Annotated in this window: 19 protein-coding genes and 1 tRNA gene; 6 read left to right on the top strand and 14 right to left on the bottom strand. The window is 61.1% G+C overall.

All coding sequences use genetic code 11. The features are described 5' to 3' along the window. Nucleotides 1–21: 21 nt before the first annotated feature. Nucleotides 22–96 (bottom strand) — tRNA-Gln (locus QYE47_RS02890). Between the two features lie 259 nt (nucleotides 97–355). Here QYE47_RS02890 and QYE47_RS02885 point away from each other — a divergent pair. Both QYE47_RS02885 and zapE read left to right on the top strand, forming a co-directional pair. Then, complete coding sequence (locus tag QYE47_RS02885; protein WP_012271609.1) at nucleotides 356–598, top strand: hypothetical protein; 243 nt, start codon at nucleotides 356–358, stop codon at nucleotides 596–598. A 132-nt stretch (nucleotides 599–730) separates the two neighbouring features. Beyond that, nucleotides 731–1,801 carry a cell division protein ZapE gene (gene zapE, locus QYE47_RS02880; protein WP_070384062.1) on the top strand — a complete coding sequence of 357 codons (1,071 nt, stop codon included), beginning with the start codon at nucleotides 731–733 and terminating at the stop codon, nucleotides 1,799–1,801. 230 nt (nucleotides 1,802–2,031) lie between these two features. Here the strand turns inward: zapE and QYE47_RS02875 are convergent, their stop codons facing one another. After that, nucleotides 2,032–3,921, bottom strand: coding sequence for a propionyl-CoA synthetase (locus QYE47_RS02875; protein WP_070384063.1), 1,890 nt, complete (start codon nucleotides 3,919–3,921; stop codon nucleotides 2,032–2,034). A 180-nt stretch (nucleotides 3,922–4,101) separates the two neighbouring features. Here QYE47_RS02875 and QYE47_RS02870 point away from each other — a divergent pair, with 180 nt between their 5' ends. Continuing rightward, nucleotides 4,102–4,968: a LysR family transcriptional regulator gene (locus QYE47_RS02870; protein ID WP_010953310.1), complete on the top strand. Its 867-nt coding sequence runs from the start codon at nucleotides 4,102–4,104 to the stop codon at nucleotides 4,966–4,968. Here the strand turns inward: QYE47_RS02870 and QYE47_RS02865 are convergent. The 5 genes from QYE47_RS02865 to QYE47_RS02845 all read right to left on the bottom strand — a co-directional run bounded on the left by QYE47_RS02865 (nucleotide 4,942) and on the right by QYE47_RS02845 (nucleotide 8,986). Beyond that, nucleotides 4,942–6,096, bottom strand: a complete 1,155-nt coding sequence (locus QYE47_RS02865) for an HPP family protein (protein ID WP_070384064.1) — start codon at nucleotides 6,094–6,096, stop codon at nucleotides 4,942–4,944. The two genes, QYE47_RS02870 and QYE47_RS02865, sit on opposite strands and share 27 nt — an antisense overlap. Before the next feature lie 282 nt (nucleotides 6,097–6,378). Next, a complete protein-coding gene (locus tag QYE47_RS02860; RefSeq protein WP_070384065.1) occupies nucleotides 6,379–7,698 on the bottom strand; it encodes a sensor histidine kinase in 1,320 nt (439 codons plus the stop codon). Next, nucleotides 7,695–8,363, bottom strand: coding sequence for a response regulator transcription factor (locus QYE47_RS02855; RefSeq protein ID WP_014591651.1), 669 nt, complete (start codon nucleotides 8,361–8,363; stop codon nucleotides 7,695–7,697). Before QYE47_RS02855 ends, QYE47_RS02860 begins: the two co-directional genes overlap by 4 nt. Next, on the bottom strand, nucleotides 8,364–8,678 hold the full coding sequence (locus QYE47_RS02850) for a PepSY domain-containing protein (protein WP_003250344.1): 315 nt from the start codon (nucleotides 8,676–8,678) through the stop codon (nucleotides 8,364–8,366). Then, nucleotides 8,678–8,986: a PepSY domain-containing protein gene (locus QYE47_RS02845; protein WP_010953306.1), complete on the bottom strand. Its 309-nt coding sequence runs from the start codon at nucleotides 8,984–8,986 to the stop codon at nucleotides 8,678–8,680. The genes QYE47_RS02850 and QYE47_RS02845 overlap by 1 nt, the downstream gene beginning before the upstream one ends. Nucleotides 8,987–9,205: 219 nt before the next feature. On the opposite strand from QYE47_RS02845, the gene QYE47_RS02840 reads away from it, so the two are divergent. The 3 genes from QYE47_RS02840 to QYE47_RS02830 all read left to right on the top strand — a co-directional run bounded on the left by QYE47_RS02840 (nucleotide 9,206) and on the right by QYE47_RS02830 (nucleotide 12,478). Next, nucleotides 9,206–10,285 (top strand): patatin-like phospholipase family protein, encoded by a 1,080-nt coding sequence (locus QYE47_RS02840; protein ID WP_241791668.1) that lies wholly within the window; start codon nucleotides 9,206–9,208, stop codon nucleotides 10,283–10,285. Between the two features lie 235 nt (nucleotides 10,286–10,520). After that, a complete protein-coding gene (locus QYE47_RS02835) occupies nucleotides 10,521–11,726 on the top strand; it encodes a tyrosine-type recombinase/integrase (protein ID WP_301158882.1) in 1,206 nt (401 codons plus the stop codon). Continuing rightward, a complete protein-coding gene (locus QYE47_RS02830) occupies nucleotides 11,723–12,478 on the top strand; it encodes a DUF2971 domain-containing protein (RefSeq protein ID WP_144180255.1) in 756 nt (251 codons plus the stop codon). Before QYE47_RS02835 ends, QYE47_RS02830 begins: the two co-directional genes overlap by 4 nt. Before the next feature lie 39 nt (nucleotides 12,479–12,517). Here QYE47_RS02830 and QYE47_RS02825 read toward each other — a convergent pair whose 3' ends face one another. The 7 genes from QYE47_RS02825 to QYE47_RS02795 all read right to left on the bottom strand — a co-directional run bounded on the left by QYE47_RS02825 (nucleotide 12,518) and on the right by QYE47_RS02795 (nucleotide 17,026). Beyond that, nucleotides 12,518–12,727 carry a hypothetical protein gene (locus QYE47_RS02825; protein ID WP_301158880.1) on the bottom strand — a complete coding sequence of 70 codons (210 nt, stop codon included), beginning with the start codon at nucleotides 12,725–12,727 and terminating at the stop codon, nucleotides 12,518–12,520. Then, nucleotides 12,724–13,017, bottom strand: a complete 294-nt coding sequence (locus QYE47_RS02820; protein WP_301158879.1) for a hypothetical protein — start codon at nucleotides 13,015–13,017, stop codon at nucleotides 12,724–12,726. Before QYE47_RS02820 ends, QYE47_RS02825 begins: the two co-directional genes overlap by 4 nt. 73 nt (nucleotides 13,018–13,090) lie before the next feature. Next, nucleotides 13,091–13,315, bottom strand: coding sequence for a hypothetical protein (locus tag QYE47_RS02815; RefSeq protein WP_301158878.1), 225 nt, complete (start codon nucleotides 13,313–13,315; stop codon nucleotides 13,091–13,093). A 13-nt stretch (nucleotides 13,316–13,328) separates the two neighbouring features. Further along, nucleotides 13,329–13,823 (bottom strand): DUF2514 domain-containing protein, encoded by a 495-nt coding sequence (locus tag QYE47_RS02810; protein WP_301158876.1) that lies wholly within the window; start codon nucleotides 13,821–13,823, stop codon nucleotides 13,329–13,331. After that, nucleotides 13,820–14,269: a structural protein P5 gene (locus QYE47_RS02805; RefSeq protein WP_301158875.1), complete on the bottom strand. Its 450-nt coding sequence runs from the start codon at nucleotides 14,267–14,269 to the stop codon at nucleotides 13,820–13,822. Before QYE47_RS02805 ends, QYE47_RS02810 begins: the two co-directional genes overlap by 4 nt. A gap of 95 nt (nucleotides 14,270–14,364) precedes the next feature. Beyond that, entirely contained in the window at nucleotides 14,365–15,105 is a 741-nt protein-coding gene (locus tag QYE47_RS02800) for a hypothetical protein (protein ID WP_301158874.1), read from the bottom strand. 10 nt (nucleotides 15,106–15,115) lie between these two features. After that, nucleotides 15,116–17,026: a hypothetical protein gene (locus tag QYE47_RS02795; protein WP_301158873.1), complete on the bottom strand. Its 1,911-nt coding sequence runs from the start codon at nucleotides 17,024–17,026 to the stop codon at nucleotides 15,116–15,118. Nucleotides 17,027–17,037: the final 11 nt, after the last annotated feature.

The following is a 17,037-nucleotide window of genomic DNA, read 5'->3' as shown; positions in this document are numbered from 1 at the left end:
ATACGTTTGAATCTTGAAAAATGGCAGGGGCGGCTGGATTCGAACCAACGCATGGCAGGATCAAAACCTGCTGCCTTACCGCTTGGCGACGCCCCTGTATCGGATGCAGCGTTTGCTGCTCTGACAATTCCAACTGAGTGACAACCGGGTTGTTGTCTTGGAATGCGCGGCACTTTAACAACAAACTTTCGGTCTGTGAACCCCCCTGATCAAAAAAATTGCCAAAAAACAGCGAGTTAGTCATTTGGGCGCTGGTGTAGCGACCGTCCGTCGGTTTCCGCCCGCCTCGCTTCAACACAATCGCATTCCACACTTCCAATCAGGTAAGCCCATTGCATTGACCAAGGAGGACCCCATGCCTGTCTCTCACGATCTCTACCAGGACCTGCACTACCCGCGCGAAATCGTCCAGCAGCGCCGCCAGCAGGACAAGGCGCTGGACCGCTTGCTGGACGAATATATGGACATCGATAACCAGGTGCTCGCTGCCGAATCGATATCGGCCGGTAACTTCGTCGACGAAGACCTGCGCCACCTCAAGGAGCGTCGCCTGGCGGTGAAGTACATGATCGAGCGCCAGCTGGAGCGAAAGGCATAGCCCGTACAGGCACAAGAGGCGGCCAGACCTATCGCAAGAAGTGATGATTGCCCGGCACTTTCTCTATTAGTCAAAATGGCCGCTCTCGGGCAAGCTGCAGGCTGCCCCGCCATCGCCCAAGGAGCGTTGCTTTTGTCTGCCTGGATCCCTACCCCGCTGCGCCAGCTTGGCCAACGCTTGCGCGGCACCGCCAATCAACAGAGCGAGCTGCTCGGCTGGTTCGAGGACAAGGCGCACAGCCGTGGTTATCAGCTGAGTGACGGTCAGCGGCGGGTAATCCACTGCATGGCCGAACAACTGACGCAGCTTGAACAAGGTCAACCGCGCAGTCTGTACCTGTACGGCTCGGTCGGCCGGGGTAAAAGCTGGCTGCTCGATGGCTTTTTCCAGGCCGTGCCGATAGCCGCCAAGCTGCGCCTGCATTTTCATGATTTCTTTGCACGCCTGCACCAGGGCATGCACCGCCACCGGGCGCTGGACGACGCGCTGGGCGCAACGCTGGACGAGCTGGTGGGTGATTGCCAGGTGCTGTGCTTCGACGAATTCCACGTGCATGACATAGGCGATGCCATGCTGCTCACCCGGCTGTTCAACGCCTTGTTCGCCCGTGGCGTGTACCTGCTGGTGACCTCTAACTACGCGCCCGAAGGGCTGTTGCCCAACCCGCTGTATCACGAACGTTTTCTGCCGGTCATTCGCCTGATCAACAGCTCGATGCAAGTGCTCGAAGTCGGTGGCGACACGGATTTTCGCAGTTTGCCGGCCAACCGCGAGCATCAGCGTTTTACCCAGGGCCATTATATCTGGCCGGGTGATGCGGCGCAGCGCCAGGCGCTGAATGTGCCGAGCGAACAACCGGTGATACTGGACGTGAACAAGCGCCCGCTGCGAGCGCTGGCCATCGATGGCCGGCGGGTGGTGCTTGGCTTTGACGATCTGTGCGAGAAGGCCACCGCGGTCATCGACTACCTGGTGCTGGCCAGGGAGTATGACGAGTGGGTCATCGATGGGCTGGATGACCTCTCGGCGTGTTCGCTGGCGGCTCAGCAGCGCTTCGTCAACCTGGTGGATGTGCTGTATGACCAGGATCGGCGGGTGATTGTCATAGGTAAACGTCCGCTGGAAGAGAGCCTGGGCGGCCCGCTGGCCGACCTGATGCGTACCCGCAGCCGGTTGGGGCAACTGCACCAGATTGCCCCCTGAGCCTGCAGTGCCTGAGCCGGCCCATTCGCGGGTGAACCCGCTCCTACGACCACCGATGCGTCTGTAGGAGCGGGTTTACCCGCGAATACGGTAGCGGCCGCAACGGTGAACGGCGGGTGGAGATTGGTCAGCAGGCCCGGCCCTTTCGCGGGTGAACCCGCGCCTACGACGGCCTCTGCCGAGCCACCGATGCGCGTCCCGCCCGCGAAGGGGCCATCGAGGACAAACCATCAACCCGCCCTGGGCAAATCCGCCAGCACCGCTTCGATCTCACCCAGCACCGCAGGGTCATCCAGGGTCGAAGGCGGCACATAATCCTGCCCATCGGCAATCTTGCGCAGCACCGCCCGCAGAATCTTGCCGGAACGGGTCTTGGGCAGGCGCTTCACCAGCCGGACCCGGTTGAAACAGGCCAGCGGGCCAATTTCCTCGCGCACACTGCCCACCAGCTCCACCAGCAACTGCGCCTCGGCAATGCCCTCGCCATCCTTGAGTACCACCAGCGCCAACGGTACCTGACCCTTGATCTCGTCATGCACACCGATCACAGCACACTCCGCTACCGCCGGGTGGCGGGCGACCAGGTCTTCCATTTCACCGGTGGACAAACGATGACCGGAAACGTTGATCACATCATCGGTGCGCCCCATGATGTAGACGAAGCCATCATCGTCCAGATAGCCGCCGTCACCCGTGTGGTAGTACCCCGGATACGTGCGCAGGTAGGCCTGCAGGTAGCGCTCGTGATCCCCCCACAGCGTCTGGCTGCAGCCGGGGGGCAGTGGCAGTGCAATCACGATCGAACCCTGATGGTTGGCCCCGAGCAAGTGGCCTTCGTCATCCAGTACGCGAACGTTGTAACCCGGCACCGCCCGGTTGCTCGACCCTGGCTTCGCCGCGCTGCCCTCCAGCCCGACGCAAGGCGCGGTGACCGGCCAGCCGGTCTCGGTCTGCCACCAGTGGTCGTGCACCGGCTTGCCACTCACCCGTTCCAGCCATTCATGGGTGCTGGAATCCAGCTTTTCCCCCGCCAGGAACAGTTGCCGCAGCGAGCTGAGGTCATGTTTGCGAATCAGGTCGCCCTCCGGGTCTTCCTTGCGGATGGCGCGCATGGCCGTAGGTGCACAGAACAGCGCGTTGACCTGGTACTGCTCCACCACCCGCCAATAGGCCGAAGCATCCGGGGTGCGGATTGGCTTGCCTTCGTAGAACACGGTGGTACAGCCGCTCATCAACGGCCCGTAGACGATCAGTGAGTGGCCGACCACCCAACCGACGTCGGAAATGCCCCACCACACATCGCCGGCCTGCATGCCATAGATATGGCGCATGGCGTAACACAGCGCCACGGCATTGCCGCCGTTTTCCCGGACGATACCCTTGGGTTTACCGGTGGTGCCTGAGGTATACATGATATACAGCGGGTCGCCGGCATCCAGCTCGACGGGCGCCACCGGTTCGGCGCCGGCCAAGGCCGCCTGCCAGTCCAGGTCGCGGCCTGGCAGCAGTTCAGCGTGCGCCTGTGGCCGCTGCAGCACCAGCACATTGCGCGGCTGGTGCCGGGCCAGTTGCAGGGCACGGTCAACCAGCGGCTTGTATGCAATGACCCGGTCGAACTCCAGCCCGCACGATGCCGTCAGCAACAAGGTGGGCCGAGCGTCATCGATGCGCAGGGCCAACTCGTTGGCGGCAAAGCCACCGAACACGACCGAATGCACCGCGCCGATCCGCGCGCAGGCCAGCATCGCCATGGCCGCTTGCGGCACCATGGGCATGTAGATGATCACGCCATCGCCCTTGTTCACCCCCAGCTGGCGCAGCAAACCGGCCAGGCGTGCTACCTCGTCGCGCAACTGGTTGTAGGTGTAGGTCTGCTGCACACCGGTCACGGGCGAATCGTAGATCAGCGCCAACTGCTCGCCCCGGCCCTGCTCGATCTGGTGATCGAGGGCCAGGTAACAGCTGTTGAGGCGGCCATCCGCGAACCAGCGGTGGGTACCGTCGGCGTTGTCTTGCAGGGTCAAGGCAGGCTTGCGGTGCCAGGCCAGGTCTGCGGCCTGTTCCGCCCAGAACGCGGCAGGGTCGGAAATGGAATGGGCGTAGCTGTGCTGGTAGCTCATGTCGTTAAAAACCCGGTACTTGTTGTTATTGAAGGGCGAAACCTGAGTATGGACCGCTCTACCCACGCCGCCATGGGACTAAAGTCACAACCGACCTGCAAATTTGCAGACAACGCAATAACGCCCCATAACAGTGCAAAGCCTCTAGAATAGGCCACCCCTTCAACCACCGAGCAGCCCATGGACATCGAGCAGGCCCGTACCTTCCTGGAAATTGTGCGTTGCGGCAGCCTGGTCGCCGCGGCCGAACGCCTGTTCGTGTCACAAACCGCGATCACCGCGCGCGTGCAGCGCCTGGAACAGCAACTGGGTTGCCAGCTGTTCGTGCGTAGCCGCAGCGGCGCCAGCCTGACCAGCGATGGCGAAGCGTTCGTCAGTTATGCCAACCAGTTGGTGCAAACCTGGGAAGCCGCGCGCCGCGACCTGCCGTTGCCTGAAGGTTGCCAGCAGGTGCTGCATGTGGGCGGCGAGGTGAGCCTGGGCAACCCGATGATGCTCGACTGGGTAAGTGCCCTGCACCGTGAACTGCCCAGCCATGCCATCCGCAGCGAGGTCAGCGATGGAGAGTCGCTGCTGCGCAAGGTCGAGATGGGCTTGCTGGACGCCGCGCTGGTCTACCAGCCGACCTACGGTCCAGGCCTGCAGGTGGAGCAGTTGATGGAAGAGAAGCTGATTCGCGTGCGCCGGGTCGAGCGGCCCGAGCCGTACATCTACATCGACTGGGGCGAGGCCTTCCGCCGCCAGCATGATGCGGCCCTGCCCGACTGCGCGCGCCCGGCGCTTAGCTTCAACCTTGGCCCGTTGGCCCTGCAGTTCATACTCGACCAAGGCGGCAGTGGCTACTTCCGCACGCGGGTGGTGCAGGCCTATCTGGACAGCGGCGTGTTCGAGCGGGTACCTCAGGCTCCGGAGTTCACCTACCCGACCTTTCTGGTGTACCCGCGTAAACGTGACAGCGAAGCCCTGCAACAGGCCTTCGCGATCCTGCGCCGGCTGGTAGCTGCCGGCGCCAGCGACTGGTCACAACGCTGGGACCCGGTTATCTGAAGCCTCGGTCTTGCTGAGCAACTGACGCTTGAGGCCGGCAATCAGGTCGGTCTGGGTGATCACCCCCACCAGCTTGTCGCCATCAAGCACCGGCAAGCAGTGCAGGCCTTGTTCGCACAACAAGGGCAGCAGGCGTTCCAACGGGTGCTGGCTGCTGACACTGACAACCCGCCTGCTCATCACTTGCGCCATGCGCACCGCCTGGCGGCCGAACAGACCGCGCCAGCTGAAACGCCCACGCTGCATCGCCGGGCCAACCAGGTCGCTGAGGCTGACGATGCCCACAAGCTTGCCGTGCTGCAGGACAGGCAGGGTGTTCAGGTGATGGCTGGCGAGCATTTTCCAGGCCTGCTCCAGCGTGGTATCAGGCGTGACGAACTGCACATCGCGGGACATCACCGAGGCCGCGGTGATACCGCCAAGGCTGCGCTGCAGGGCGTGCTGCTCGGTGGCGAGGATGATGCGCTCCAGCTCGTCACGGGTGACGTCGACGAACTCGCCCAGCTCTTCCAGGGCCTGGTCCAGGTCTTCACTGCGGATGCCGACCCGCTCGCCGGGCAGTGGGTCATGGGTGTGGTGCAGGTCTTTGCGTGGCACCGCGCCTTTCGGGTAGCGCACACCCGTCAAACGGTTGTAGGCGATTGCCACTGTCACCAGGATCAGCGCATTGAGCAGCACCGGCTCCAGCAGGTGATCGCCCATGGCGGTCAACCCCGGGTCGGCCAGCACCGCGCTCACTGCCACACCGCCACCCGGCGGGTGCAGGCAGCGCAACAGGCACATGACCAGGATCGAGATGCCGAGTGCCGCAGCAGCCACCCACAGCTCGGGGCCGAAGCCTTCGCGCATGGCCAGCCCCACTGCACCCGCCAGGGCGTAGCTGCCCAACACCGGCCAAGGTTGGGCCAAGGGGCCGGAATGCACCGCAAACACCAGTACCGCCGAAGCAGCCAGCGGGCCGAGCAAGTGCAGGGCGATGTTCGGGCCATAGGCCATGCTGGTCAGCCAGCCCGCGAGGAAAAGGCCAAATAGCGCACCGATACCGGCACGCAACCATTCTTTTGGGGGGATGTTGAGAGGGGCCGGCAACAGCCGCTGCAGACGACTTTCGGAATGCGAGGCAGACATTTGGGCAATCGGGATCTTTGGTTTTTCTGTTCAAAAAGAAAGCCCAGCCGAGTTGGCCTGGGCCTCGTATTGCGCATGCAATACCACAAGGGGCTCCGTCCGTGGAGAGATGGAAACCACAGGGTTTCGTGGGAGGATTTTGCCGGGTGGGGGGAATTTGGGCTAATTCAAAAAACTGCGGCTGTACTGCAATTTTTTTGCAGTACTGATAGGGCCAAAGGGGATTGCGTACACCTGTGCGAGCGGCCTTGTGTCGCGATGGGCCGCACAGCGGCCCCGGCATCACCGAGCCTTGCGCGGCAGGTCGATGCTCACCCGCAACCCGCCCAGCGGGCTCTCCAGCAAGGCCAGGCGGCCGCCCCATGCGTCAACGATATCGCGCACGATGCCCAACCCCAGCCCATGCCCAGCCACCTGTTCGTCCAGCCGTGAACCTCGCTCCAGCACCTGCTGCCGCTGGTCTTGCGCAATACCCGGGCCATCGTCATCAACCCACAGCCGGTAGCCCTCGGCGTTCGACGCGATACCCACGCGCACTTCGCTGTCTGCCCACTTGCAGGCGTTGTCCAGCAGATTACCCAACAGTTCCAGAACGTCCTCGCGGTCCCATGGCAACAACAGCCCGGGCGACACATCACTTGCCAGCAGCAGGCCCTCGCCATGAATCATGCCCAAGGTCCCGAGCAGGCCCGGCAGTTCGGCATCACAATCGAACTGCGCACCCGGCAGCGCATCCCCTGCCAGGCGCGCACGGTTCAGCTCGCGCGCCAGGCGTTCCTGAATCTGCTGCAACTGCTCGCGCATTTGCGCGCGCACCTCCGGCAGACCCTGCAGGCGTTCACTGGAAGCCAGGCTCAGCAGCACCGCCAGCGGCGTCTTCAGCGCATGGCCGAGGTTACCGAGGGCATTGCGTGAACGGCGCAGGCTGTCTTCGGTATGGCTGAGCAAGTGGTTGATCTGCCCCACCAGCGGTACCAACTCACTGGGCACCTCGGCATCCAGCTGCGAGCGCCGCCCCTGCTGCAGTTGGGCGATCTGCTGGCGCGCCCGCTCCAGCGGCCGCAGCGAGCGGGTAACCGTGATGCGCTGCAGCACCAGAATCAGGATCAGCGCCACCAGGCCCATGCCCAGGCCGATCTGCTGCAAGCGTCGGAAACCTTCGCGCACCGGTGAATAGTCCTGAGCCACACTGATCGAAATGTCCTGGCCCAGCCGCCGGTAGTCGGCACGCAGGGCCAGCAGCTGCTGGCCTTCGGGGCCGAGTTCATGGCTATCGGAAAGCCCGGGCGCTGCGGGCTTGGGCATGTCCAGGTCCCACAGCGAACGAGACCTCCAGGTACCTTGGTCGAAATCGATGCGGAAGTAGTAACCGGAAAACGGCCGCTGATAGGCAGGCGAGATACGCCGCTCATCCAGCTGTAGGCCCGAAGGCCCGCGCACCAATGCCACCAGAAGGTTCTCGCTTTCGTTGCGCAGGCCGTTTTCCAGATAACGCTGCAGCCCGGCTTCGAATAGCCACAAGGTCAGTTGCGCCAGCACCACGCCGACTACCACCAGTACCGCCACCAGGCCCAGGCTCAGGCGCGCCTGGATCGACTTCACTCGCCGCTCCCGGCATAGATGTAGCCTTGCCCGCGACGGGTTTCGATCACACTGCGGCCCAGCTTGCGGCGCAAATGGTTGACGTGGACCTCCAGCACGTTCGAGTCGCGCTCGGTTTCACCGTCGTAGAGGTGCTCGGCCAGGTGGCTTTTGGACAGGATCTGCTGCGGGTGCAGCATGAAGTAGCGCAGCAGGCGGAACTCGGCGGCGGTCAGTTGCACATCCACCCCGTCGCGGCTCACGCACTGACGGCTTTCGTCAAGGTGCAGGCCGGCCGCTTCCAGCTTCGGCTGATTGGCCAGACCACGGGCGCGGCGCAGCAACGCCTGGATGCGCAGTTGCAGCTCTTCGGGGTGGAAGGGCTTGCTCAGGTAATCGTCAGCCCCTGCCTTCAGCCCTTCAATGCGCTCGGCCCAGGAGCCGCGGGCAGTGAGGATCAATACCGGTGTGGCCAGGCCGGCGGCGCGCCACTGGGCCAGCACGTCCAGGCCGGGCAAGCCAGGCAGGCCGAGGTCCAGGATGATCAGGTCGTAAGGCTCGCTTTGTCCCTGGTAAACCGCGTCACGGCCATCAGCCAGCCAGTCCACGGCATAGCCCTGGCGCTGCAGGCCGGTGGTCAGTTCATCGGCCAACGGTACGTTGTCCTCGACAAGCAACAGGCGCATTCAGTCATCTTCCTCGTCTTTGAGCAGGGCGCCGGTGCTGGCATCGAGCTTGATCTCGCGCACCACACCTTCAGTCGTCAGCAACTCGACTTCATATTCGTAGCGATCATCGTCTTCTTCCAGCTCGGCTTCCAGCAGACGCGCCCCGGGGTGACGCCCCAGGGCGGTCTCGAGCAGCTGTTCGAGCGGCAGGATGATGCCCTTCTGACGGAGCTTCAGGGCTTCATCCTGGTCCAGGTCGCGGGCAACAGCCAGGGAGCAGACGGCAAGCAGCGAGAGCGCCAGGTAACGTGCCGTCCGGGATACATGGATCATCAGCTGTCTCGTTCGTCCTTGAGCACCTCACCGGTCTTGGCATCCATGTCGACGTCCCATTCGACGTTCTGCGTATCACGCAGCTCGACCTTGTAGATGTAGCGGCCGTACTCGTCTTCAAGTTCCGAGTCAGTGACGGTGGCGCCTGGGTGCTTGGCCACGGCAGCGGCCTTGAGCTCGTCCAGCGACTTGATGGTCTTGGCGTTGACCAGTTTGACCACTTCGTCAGGCTGAACGTCCTTGGCGAAGGCGGCATTGGCGCCCAGGGCGAGGGCAGCGGCGGTGATCAGGGCAGTCATGGTTTTCATCGTTCTTCTCTCCTGAGAACTGTGCAAGTTGTCTACGGGGTTAAGATTAACCAGCGGTCCTTAATTCAACCTGAAAACAACTGGCGGCATGATAGCGCAGTTACGCCGCCAACCCGACTTGGCCTCGTGCAAGGTGCGGCCTTGCGCTGCGAAAGGGCCAATACAGGCACACACAGGTGTGTTATCTGTAACGGCTGCTTTGAGCCCAAGAGACCCGCCATGAGCGCCATCCACATCAAATACCCCGCCCTCACCTTCAAGGCCGGCCAGCGTGCCTTGCGACACATCCGCGAGCGCGGCCTGCAAGCGGCCGATGTCGGGGTATTGCCGGGCGCGGCGGGTGGGCCGAAGCCGCTGGGCATCCAGGGCCTGGACCTGGCGCTGTTCGGCGAGTTGCTACCCTCGGCACCCCGTCAGCGTGCCCTGATCGGCGCATCGATCGGTGCCTGGCGCTTCGCCAGCGCCTGCCTCGACGACCCGGTCGCCGGCATCCGCCGCCTGGGCGAGCTATACACCGAGCAGGATTTCGCCAAGGGCGTCACCCCGGCCGAAATCAGCCGCAGTTGCCAACGCATGCTCGATGACCTGCTGGAGGGCCGCGACGGCCAGCTGCTGGCCAACCCGCACTACCGCCTGAACATCCTGGTGGTGAAAAGCCATGGCCAGCTCGCTCACGACCATCGCGGCCGCCTGGGGCTGGGCCTGGGCTCGGTGGTTGCCAGTAACCTCCTGGGCCGTTCGCGCCTGGCCCGACACTTCGAGCGCATCATTCTGCACGATGGGCGCGCCGCGCCTCCGCTCGACACGCTGACCGACTTCCCCTCACGCTACCTGCTGCTGGACTTGACCAACCTGCGCCACGCCCTGCTCGCTTCCGGGTCGATACCGATGGTCATGCAGGGCGTGAAAGACATCCCCGGTGCCGGCGCCGGCACCTACCGCGACGGCGGCCTGCTCGACTATCACCTCGACCTGCCCTATCGCGGCGACGAGCTGGTGCTGTACCCGCACTTCACCGACAAGGTGGTACCCGGCTGGTTCGACAAGGCCCTGCCCTGGCGCAAGGGCGATGCCACCCGCCTGCAAAACGTGCTGCTGATGACGCCTTCGCCGCAATACCTGGCAGCCCTGCCCTACGGCAAACTGCCCGACCGCAACGACTTCAAGCGCTTCATGGGCGATGCGCCAGGGCGCAAGCGCTATTGGTACAAGGCCATTGCCGAGAGCCAGCGCCTGGGGGATGAACTTCTGGAACTGACCGCCACCGGGCGGCTGCATGAACGCCTGCAAGCCTTGTAGCGGCCATGCTGGTAGACTGCGCGCATTATTGATTCACACAGAGTTATGACAGCGTGGAAATTTTCAAGGATTCCACAGTGGATTCCCGCCTAAAACCGGACAATCCCGAAAGAACGAAAGGCGCCCGTATATGGGCGCTTTTCTGTCCTTAATCGTCCCGGTATGACTCTCCACATCCTGCGATAATTAGTACATCATCCAGTACATCGACCAACCAACCAGAGGCAATGTACTAGTGGCGCTCACGGACACTGCGGCCAGGCAGGCCAAGACCCGGGAAAAGGGCTACACCTTGGCGGACTCGCTGGGGCTCACTCTCTACGTGGCTGAGACCGGCGTGAAGAGCTGGCACTTCAGGTTCACCTGGCTTGGTAAACAGGCCAGGATTTCGCTTGGGACTTACCCAGAGATCGGATTAAAGGAAGCGCGTGCGCGGCGAGATGAGGCGCGCGAAGACGTTGCGCAGGGCAAAGACCCGCGCGAATCAAGGAGGGAAAAGAAGGTTGAGCGCCTGGGCGCCAAAGAGAGGACTTTCCGCCGCGTCTACGAAGAGTGGCTGGAATTCAGGAAGGGAGGCCTGACCGAGTCAACGGTCAAGGTGATTTCTAACGCGATGGAGCTGGATGTACTACCGGCTTTCGGCCTGCGCCAGATAGACAGCATCAAGCGCGCGGACGTGATCACACTGATCCGCAGGATTGAGCGGCGCGGCTCAATCACCACAGCAGTTAAAACAAGGCAGTGGATCGGCCAGGTGTTCCGCTATGCCGTCGCGATCGGGATGATTGAGATCAACCCCACGGCGGAAATGCACGCTGTGACTGAAAAAATGGCTCCGCACAAGAACCGGCCCTTCCTCGCATTCACGGAGATGCCGGCCATCATAAAGGCCATTGAGGAAAGTCAGTCTGGCCTACAGCTGCAGTGCGCCACCAAGCTGCTCATCCTAACCGCCTGCCGGCCGGCAGAGGTGCGCAAGGCTGAATGGTCGGAGATTGACCTGGATACAGCGACCTGGTCCATCCCTGCCAGCAAGATGAAGATGCGGCGCGACCATGTGGTACCGCTGTCGCGCCAGGCTGTCGAGTTACTGCGATCGATGCTGCCGATCTCCGGCGGTTTGAAATACGTGTTTCCGAACCGAACCGATGCCGTGCGCCCGATCGGCATCAACTATGCGGTGAACCTGCTGGACCGGTGCGGCTATACCGGCCGGCAATCTCCGCACGGTTTCCGACATCTGTTTTCCACGGAGATGAACAGCCGCGGCTACAACAAGGACTGGATCGAGCGGCAACTGGCCCACGCCGACAGCAGTGCCATCCGGGACGTGTACAACCACGCAAGCTATCTAGACCATCGTAGAGTAATGATGCAAGATTGGGCCGACCTAGTTTTCAATATTCAAAACAACATCCGCATAGACACGAATGACAAATGATCCTCTACAAATACATGAGTGCCGAAGGTCTTTCGGCAACAATTTCCGGGCTTACAGTTAGATTTACCGCGCCATACTTCTTCAACGACCCATTTGACTGTGCAATTTCAAATTATCGAACTGAAGAAAAGCATGATTTCGTAAATCTGAATAACTCACTTCGAATCATGCAAAATAGATATAGATTAGGGGCGCTCTGCCTAACTAGAGCTCCATTTAATTTGCTAATGTGGGCTCATTACGCTGACAACCATAAGGGCGCAGTTGTAGGAATCGACACATCACGTGCTGGACTAGAGTGCAATGAGTCAAACATTATCACTGCACAGTCAGGCTCGGTTATATATACCTCAGTACGCCCATCCACTGCCGGAATAGAGCTACCTTCCGAGGTCAATTCTACTAGCGACAGGTCAACATTGGAAAAAATGTTCCTCCAAAAATCCATTCACTGGGCTTATGAAGAAGAAGTACGAATTCTGAGGGTCATACACAAAGAATATGATGAGTTCACTATTTTTGACAACAGCATGGCTCACCGAGACGTAACAATACCAAAAGAGGCAATCAAGGAAATATATCTTGGCTCAAGATTCGAAGCAACAGCTACTAACAAGGAGTTAGTCAGAACAATCTCCGAAGAATTCCAACTGGAAAGATTCGCGAAATGCTATTTAGACAACGTAAAGTGGGATATAAAAGCCAAAGCAATCACCAAGTCATTAGCCGCATTAGGGATTTACTTTTTTTAGGGCATTAACCTTGGATCGGAACAAGGTATTCTATATATCCTATCCCAGATCGACACCTACCAACGCCCACAGCCTGGCCGACTCGACGATCTCAAGCATGTCGACCAGGTCGCCCTCATCAACTTCCTGTCGCCGGTGAGCTGCATAGGCCATTTCACTGAGCACAGTCGCTCGTCCATCAGGGTCATTTATCAGGGCCGTCTGGTCGTCCAGTTCCGCCAACCAGGCCTGTGGTAATCCCACCATCATTCCACCCTGCACCACCAGGACTGCGCGTAGAGCACACCGTCGATCTCCTCCACCCCGTTGATGTTGATGCCGAGCTGGGCCATGCCGTTGACCTTGGCATCGTGAAGCCGCGGGATGATGTCCGGCCCAGGCGAAGGGTTGAACACCCAAGCCTGTGTCGATACCCGGCCCAGCGGCTCGCTGTGGTGGTCGCCAATGTGGATGTCGGCCCGAATGGGTGTGATCTTGCCGAGCTGATTCGTAGGGATGGCCACGCCATTCACGCGGCGACGAACGAGGAGGAAGTACATAGAACACCAATACTGTATGGATAAACAGTATCGTATAGGCGGACGCCGTCGCGGGCAATTGCCGATCAGCGGATCAGTGAAGAGGTGGCAAATCCTTGCCGCGCATCGCGGCAATCACCCGGAGCTGGTAATCGGACACCACCTGAAACAGCGACTCGGCCAAAAGGCGCAACCGCTCGATCTCCTCCGCCGGCGCGCCCCGATCCTGGGCCTGGTGATACTCCCGCATGGCGTCGATAGCCTGCTGAATAAGCGGCTCACCGGCCTCAACCATCCCTATAAAGGTGCGCTTGTCCACTTCCCTGCCCCGATCACTTGATCAGGGCATTATAGGACGCCTCGCATAGATCACCTGCTATTCGGGCTTGGTCATAAGCTTTCGCCAGCTCTCCCGCTCGAGCATCAGCCCGTGTGAGCAGGTCGGAGAGCACCATGGCGGCGCGGGTGGCTGCCTCGCCTCTGGCGACAGCGGCGGTATCCGTGCCGGGGCAACTGACGGAGGCGGCAAGCTTTCCGGCTTCGTCGCGCAGCCGCTGGCCAGCAGCATCGGCGTCAACAGCGCCAGCATCAGCAATCGTTCTTTCTTCATGCCCTTTTACCCTCGCCTCTTGCTGCGCATCTACGCTCCTGTGTTCTTCCAGGCGCGCCGAGCGCTCACCAATCACTTCGGCGAGTCGGTCGCCGCTGTCACGCTTCGCTGATTGCTGCTCGGCCTTGGCAAGTTCCACTGAACGGCCGTGCTCATAGGTCGTCCAGTGGGAGACCAACAGTACCAGCACTGCAGCGCACCCAACCCAAGGGCTCATGAAGCCAGGGCCCGCCGCACGCCCTCGTCGATCACCTCGGCCTTGTAGGGGTTGCTGCCAATCTCGTGGACGATGATGCCCACCACAGCCTCACGCAGCACCTGCGGCTTGGAGATGTCGATCGAATCGCGAACGCCTACGCCGAGGCGCTTCGCGATGGCCTGGGCATAGGCCAGGGTGTTGTTCTCACTGGCCGGCGCCCAGCGACTGATGAACTCGAGTGGGGTATCGATGCCAGGGCGGCCTACGCCGGGCATGCCGTCCTTGCCTCGATAGTTGAGCAGCAGCTTGCCCAAGGCTCGGATGCCGTTCTCGGCCTGGTCAAAGCGGGCGAAGCGCGGGCTGGCCACGCCCACCTCCAAGCCAAGCTGGCCCTGCCAAGCGTTGCGGGGGTTGAAATCGATGTTGCCCGGGTTGTTATTGCGAACGCCGCGCGGTGTGGACATGGTTTCTCCAGACGAAAGAAAGCCCGCGCATGGCGGGCTGCATGAATCTCAGGCGCAAAAAAACCGCTCAAGGCGGTCGTGTGAAATGATCAGGCTTAGACGGTAATCCCGCGTCTCGCGGCATAGGCCCGCAGGTCAGCTACGGTGGTCTGAATTTCCGTCTCGGTGAGGGCAACGCTATGCCCTTGGAACGCAGCAACGTCACATGCGCCGAGAAGGTTGGTCTGACCGCTACCGATCCTGATCTTGCCAGTCGCCAGCCGTCGCGGCAGCGATGCCGAGGTGGTTTGGGTCAGCCCGCTGGTGAAGTCGCGCATGACAACAGCCGTAGGGGTAACCTGGATCATGTACAGGCCCCACAGGTTCGCCACCGCCGGTTTGGTCACGCCAGCCAGGACGTTGGTGTTGGTTCCGGCGTCCGAGCCATAACCTGCAGTTGCGGTGATGCGGTTCAAGGCCGAGAGGTAAATGCTCACACCGTAAGCGGCGCCGCCATCACCGGCCTGGCCTTGATAGTTACCTAGGAACATGGGGCGATCGGCCACCACCGAACCGTCTGCGGCGGTCCTGGCGATGACGAACATCGTCATGGACTCGGTCTCGGACATGGCAGTTTCGATGAGATTCACCGTGCCCTTGCAGCTCAAGTAAGCCGCTTGAGGGACTGGGGCCCCCACCACTTTGCTCTGCCCCTTGCCCGGGGCGAAATTCCGCGCAGCCTTGGTCAGGCTGGAGTTCAAGAAATGCACGGCCTCAAGCCCTCGCCGTACAGGCGCGGCGTACTCAGTTGCCACACTCTCGGCATCAACGCCCTTTGCAACCAATCGGACACCCATTGTTAACTCCTTAAAACCCAGTACTACGATTGAACTCGAACATCACACAGGCGTTGTGCAATGCGAACGTGTTGCCAAGCGGGGACTGAACCTGGTCGTACAGGCCGTGCGTGTCCCGCAGGTTGCCCCGGGCACCGGTGGCTGGGCCGGATGCCTTTGGATCGGTAGGTCGGCCTCGCCCGTAGCTCAATGTGCTGTCCGGGGCGGCGGCGCGCGAAAGCGAGATGCGAACAGTATCGAAAGCCGTAACGCTGACCGAGCTGATGAGATCGGTGACCAGGCTACCGTTCTCGCGAATGTCGAAGCCGAAGTTCGCCGTCAACGCGGCCAGAGCGTTATCCAGGACCAGCTCCCCACGAGGAACATGGAACTTGATGTCGATAGCCTGGGATCTCCAATCGACACTAACAGGCTCCAACGGCCGCCACTTTCCAGAGCGGCGAACCATCGTTTCGTACATGGCGCGCGATCGATACTCGCCAAGTAGCCAGGAGGCCTCGTTGGTGAGGTGCAGCACGTCCTCGACAGTGGGGAAGATGTAGGCCGGCGCTGCAAGCACCACGTCAGGCCGCTTCCTGCTCAACCGCCACTGGGCCAGGGCGATACTCATATTGTCCAGGTCGTACTTTCTGTGAGCCGCTACCTGATAAGTGAAGAGGTACGGTCGGAACTTCTTTCCGGTTATGCCGACGATTTCCCTGGTCATCCCATCGAAGATCGCCATCATGTACTCAGCGTACTGGTACGCCGACTTGGTGGAGACTGTGGTGGTGTAGTTGCTTTCACCCTGGTCCCAGGTGTACGCCCACACCGAGTAGGTCTTACCCAGCTTCGTTGCAGCGGCCAGGCCATCACGAACCGTTTGGATGGTTTTCTCGTAATAGCCTTCACCAAGGGGGGCGGCTGACAACTGCTCAACCGACCGGCCGCCGCGGCCGGTGGCGGCCCCAACCATGATCCAGTCAGCCTCCGATTCACCATCAGCTACAGCACGGCGGACCAGGCCGTTACACAGGGCTGACACAGGCGTTTCGCCCTCATCACCAAAGTCCGATTCAACCAAGGGAGCAAAGGTGTCAGGGGTATAGCCAGGATCACCAGGTCTCGATTTCACACCGCTGGCCATCATGACGTTCTGATATTCCTGAACGGTCGAGATGGCAGGCTTTGCAAAATACCCGCGAGCGAGCGACTGCCCATAGCCCAGCACCTGCTTGAAGTCGGTCCGGATCTGTTGATCCAGCAGTGCCTCAGCAATCGGTGTCAGCGTGGCTTGAGGCGCCGGCAACCCAAAGTAGGCGGTACCGGGCGCAATCCGACCGACAATGAAGCGGTTCTCGTCAGAGAACTCGATGCCTTCCTCTTCCGTGGGCTGGAAAGTCAGGCCATTCACGAAGCTGCTCAGAGAGCCGAAACGAGCGACGATAAAGCCGTTAGGGTCGCTCACTTCCAGGCCGTCACCATTGTTCCTCAACTGGCCGCCGAGCAGATCAAGTGTGCCGTCGCGAAGCAAGCGCATCAGGATGTAACGGAACTCATCCTCGAAGCTAAAGGCATCGGATTCTTCCGCCTCGATCTGCCGGATCACGTCCTGCACCTCGGACAGCGCCTGCGATGAGGGGTAGCGCTTCTTCTCTACAGCGACCCCAGCCTCATTTCGGTAAAGGATCAGGTAGTCCGAGGCGTCAGCGGCCAACACACTGAAATACCCGCCGGACACCGTGCCAGCGAGACCAAGCGCAGTGCTGGTGTAGATGAGCGCTCCACTCATCTGCGTCGAAAGATCGGCCAACACCTTGGCGTTGGTCGGCCGCAGGGTTCCGCCGCCAACGTCCACCATCTTGATCTCTTCCGACAAGAGCAACTCATTTGTCGTGTCGATCGTTTGTGTCAAGCGTGCGAGATCTTCTGCTCCGCTCATGTTTACTCCAG

Source organism: Pseudomonas sp. 2,4-D (genome assembly GCF_030418155.1).
Classification (GTDB): domain Bacteria; phylum Pseudomonadota; class Gammaproteobacteria; order Pseudomonadales; family Pseudomonadaceae; genus Aquipseudomonas; species Aquipseudomonas alloputida.
This window is presented reverse-complemented; position numbering and strand designations above follow the sequence as displayed.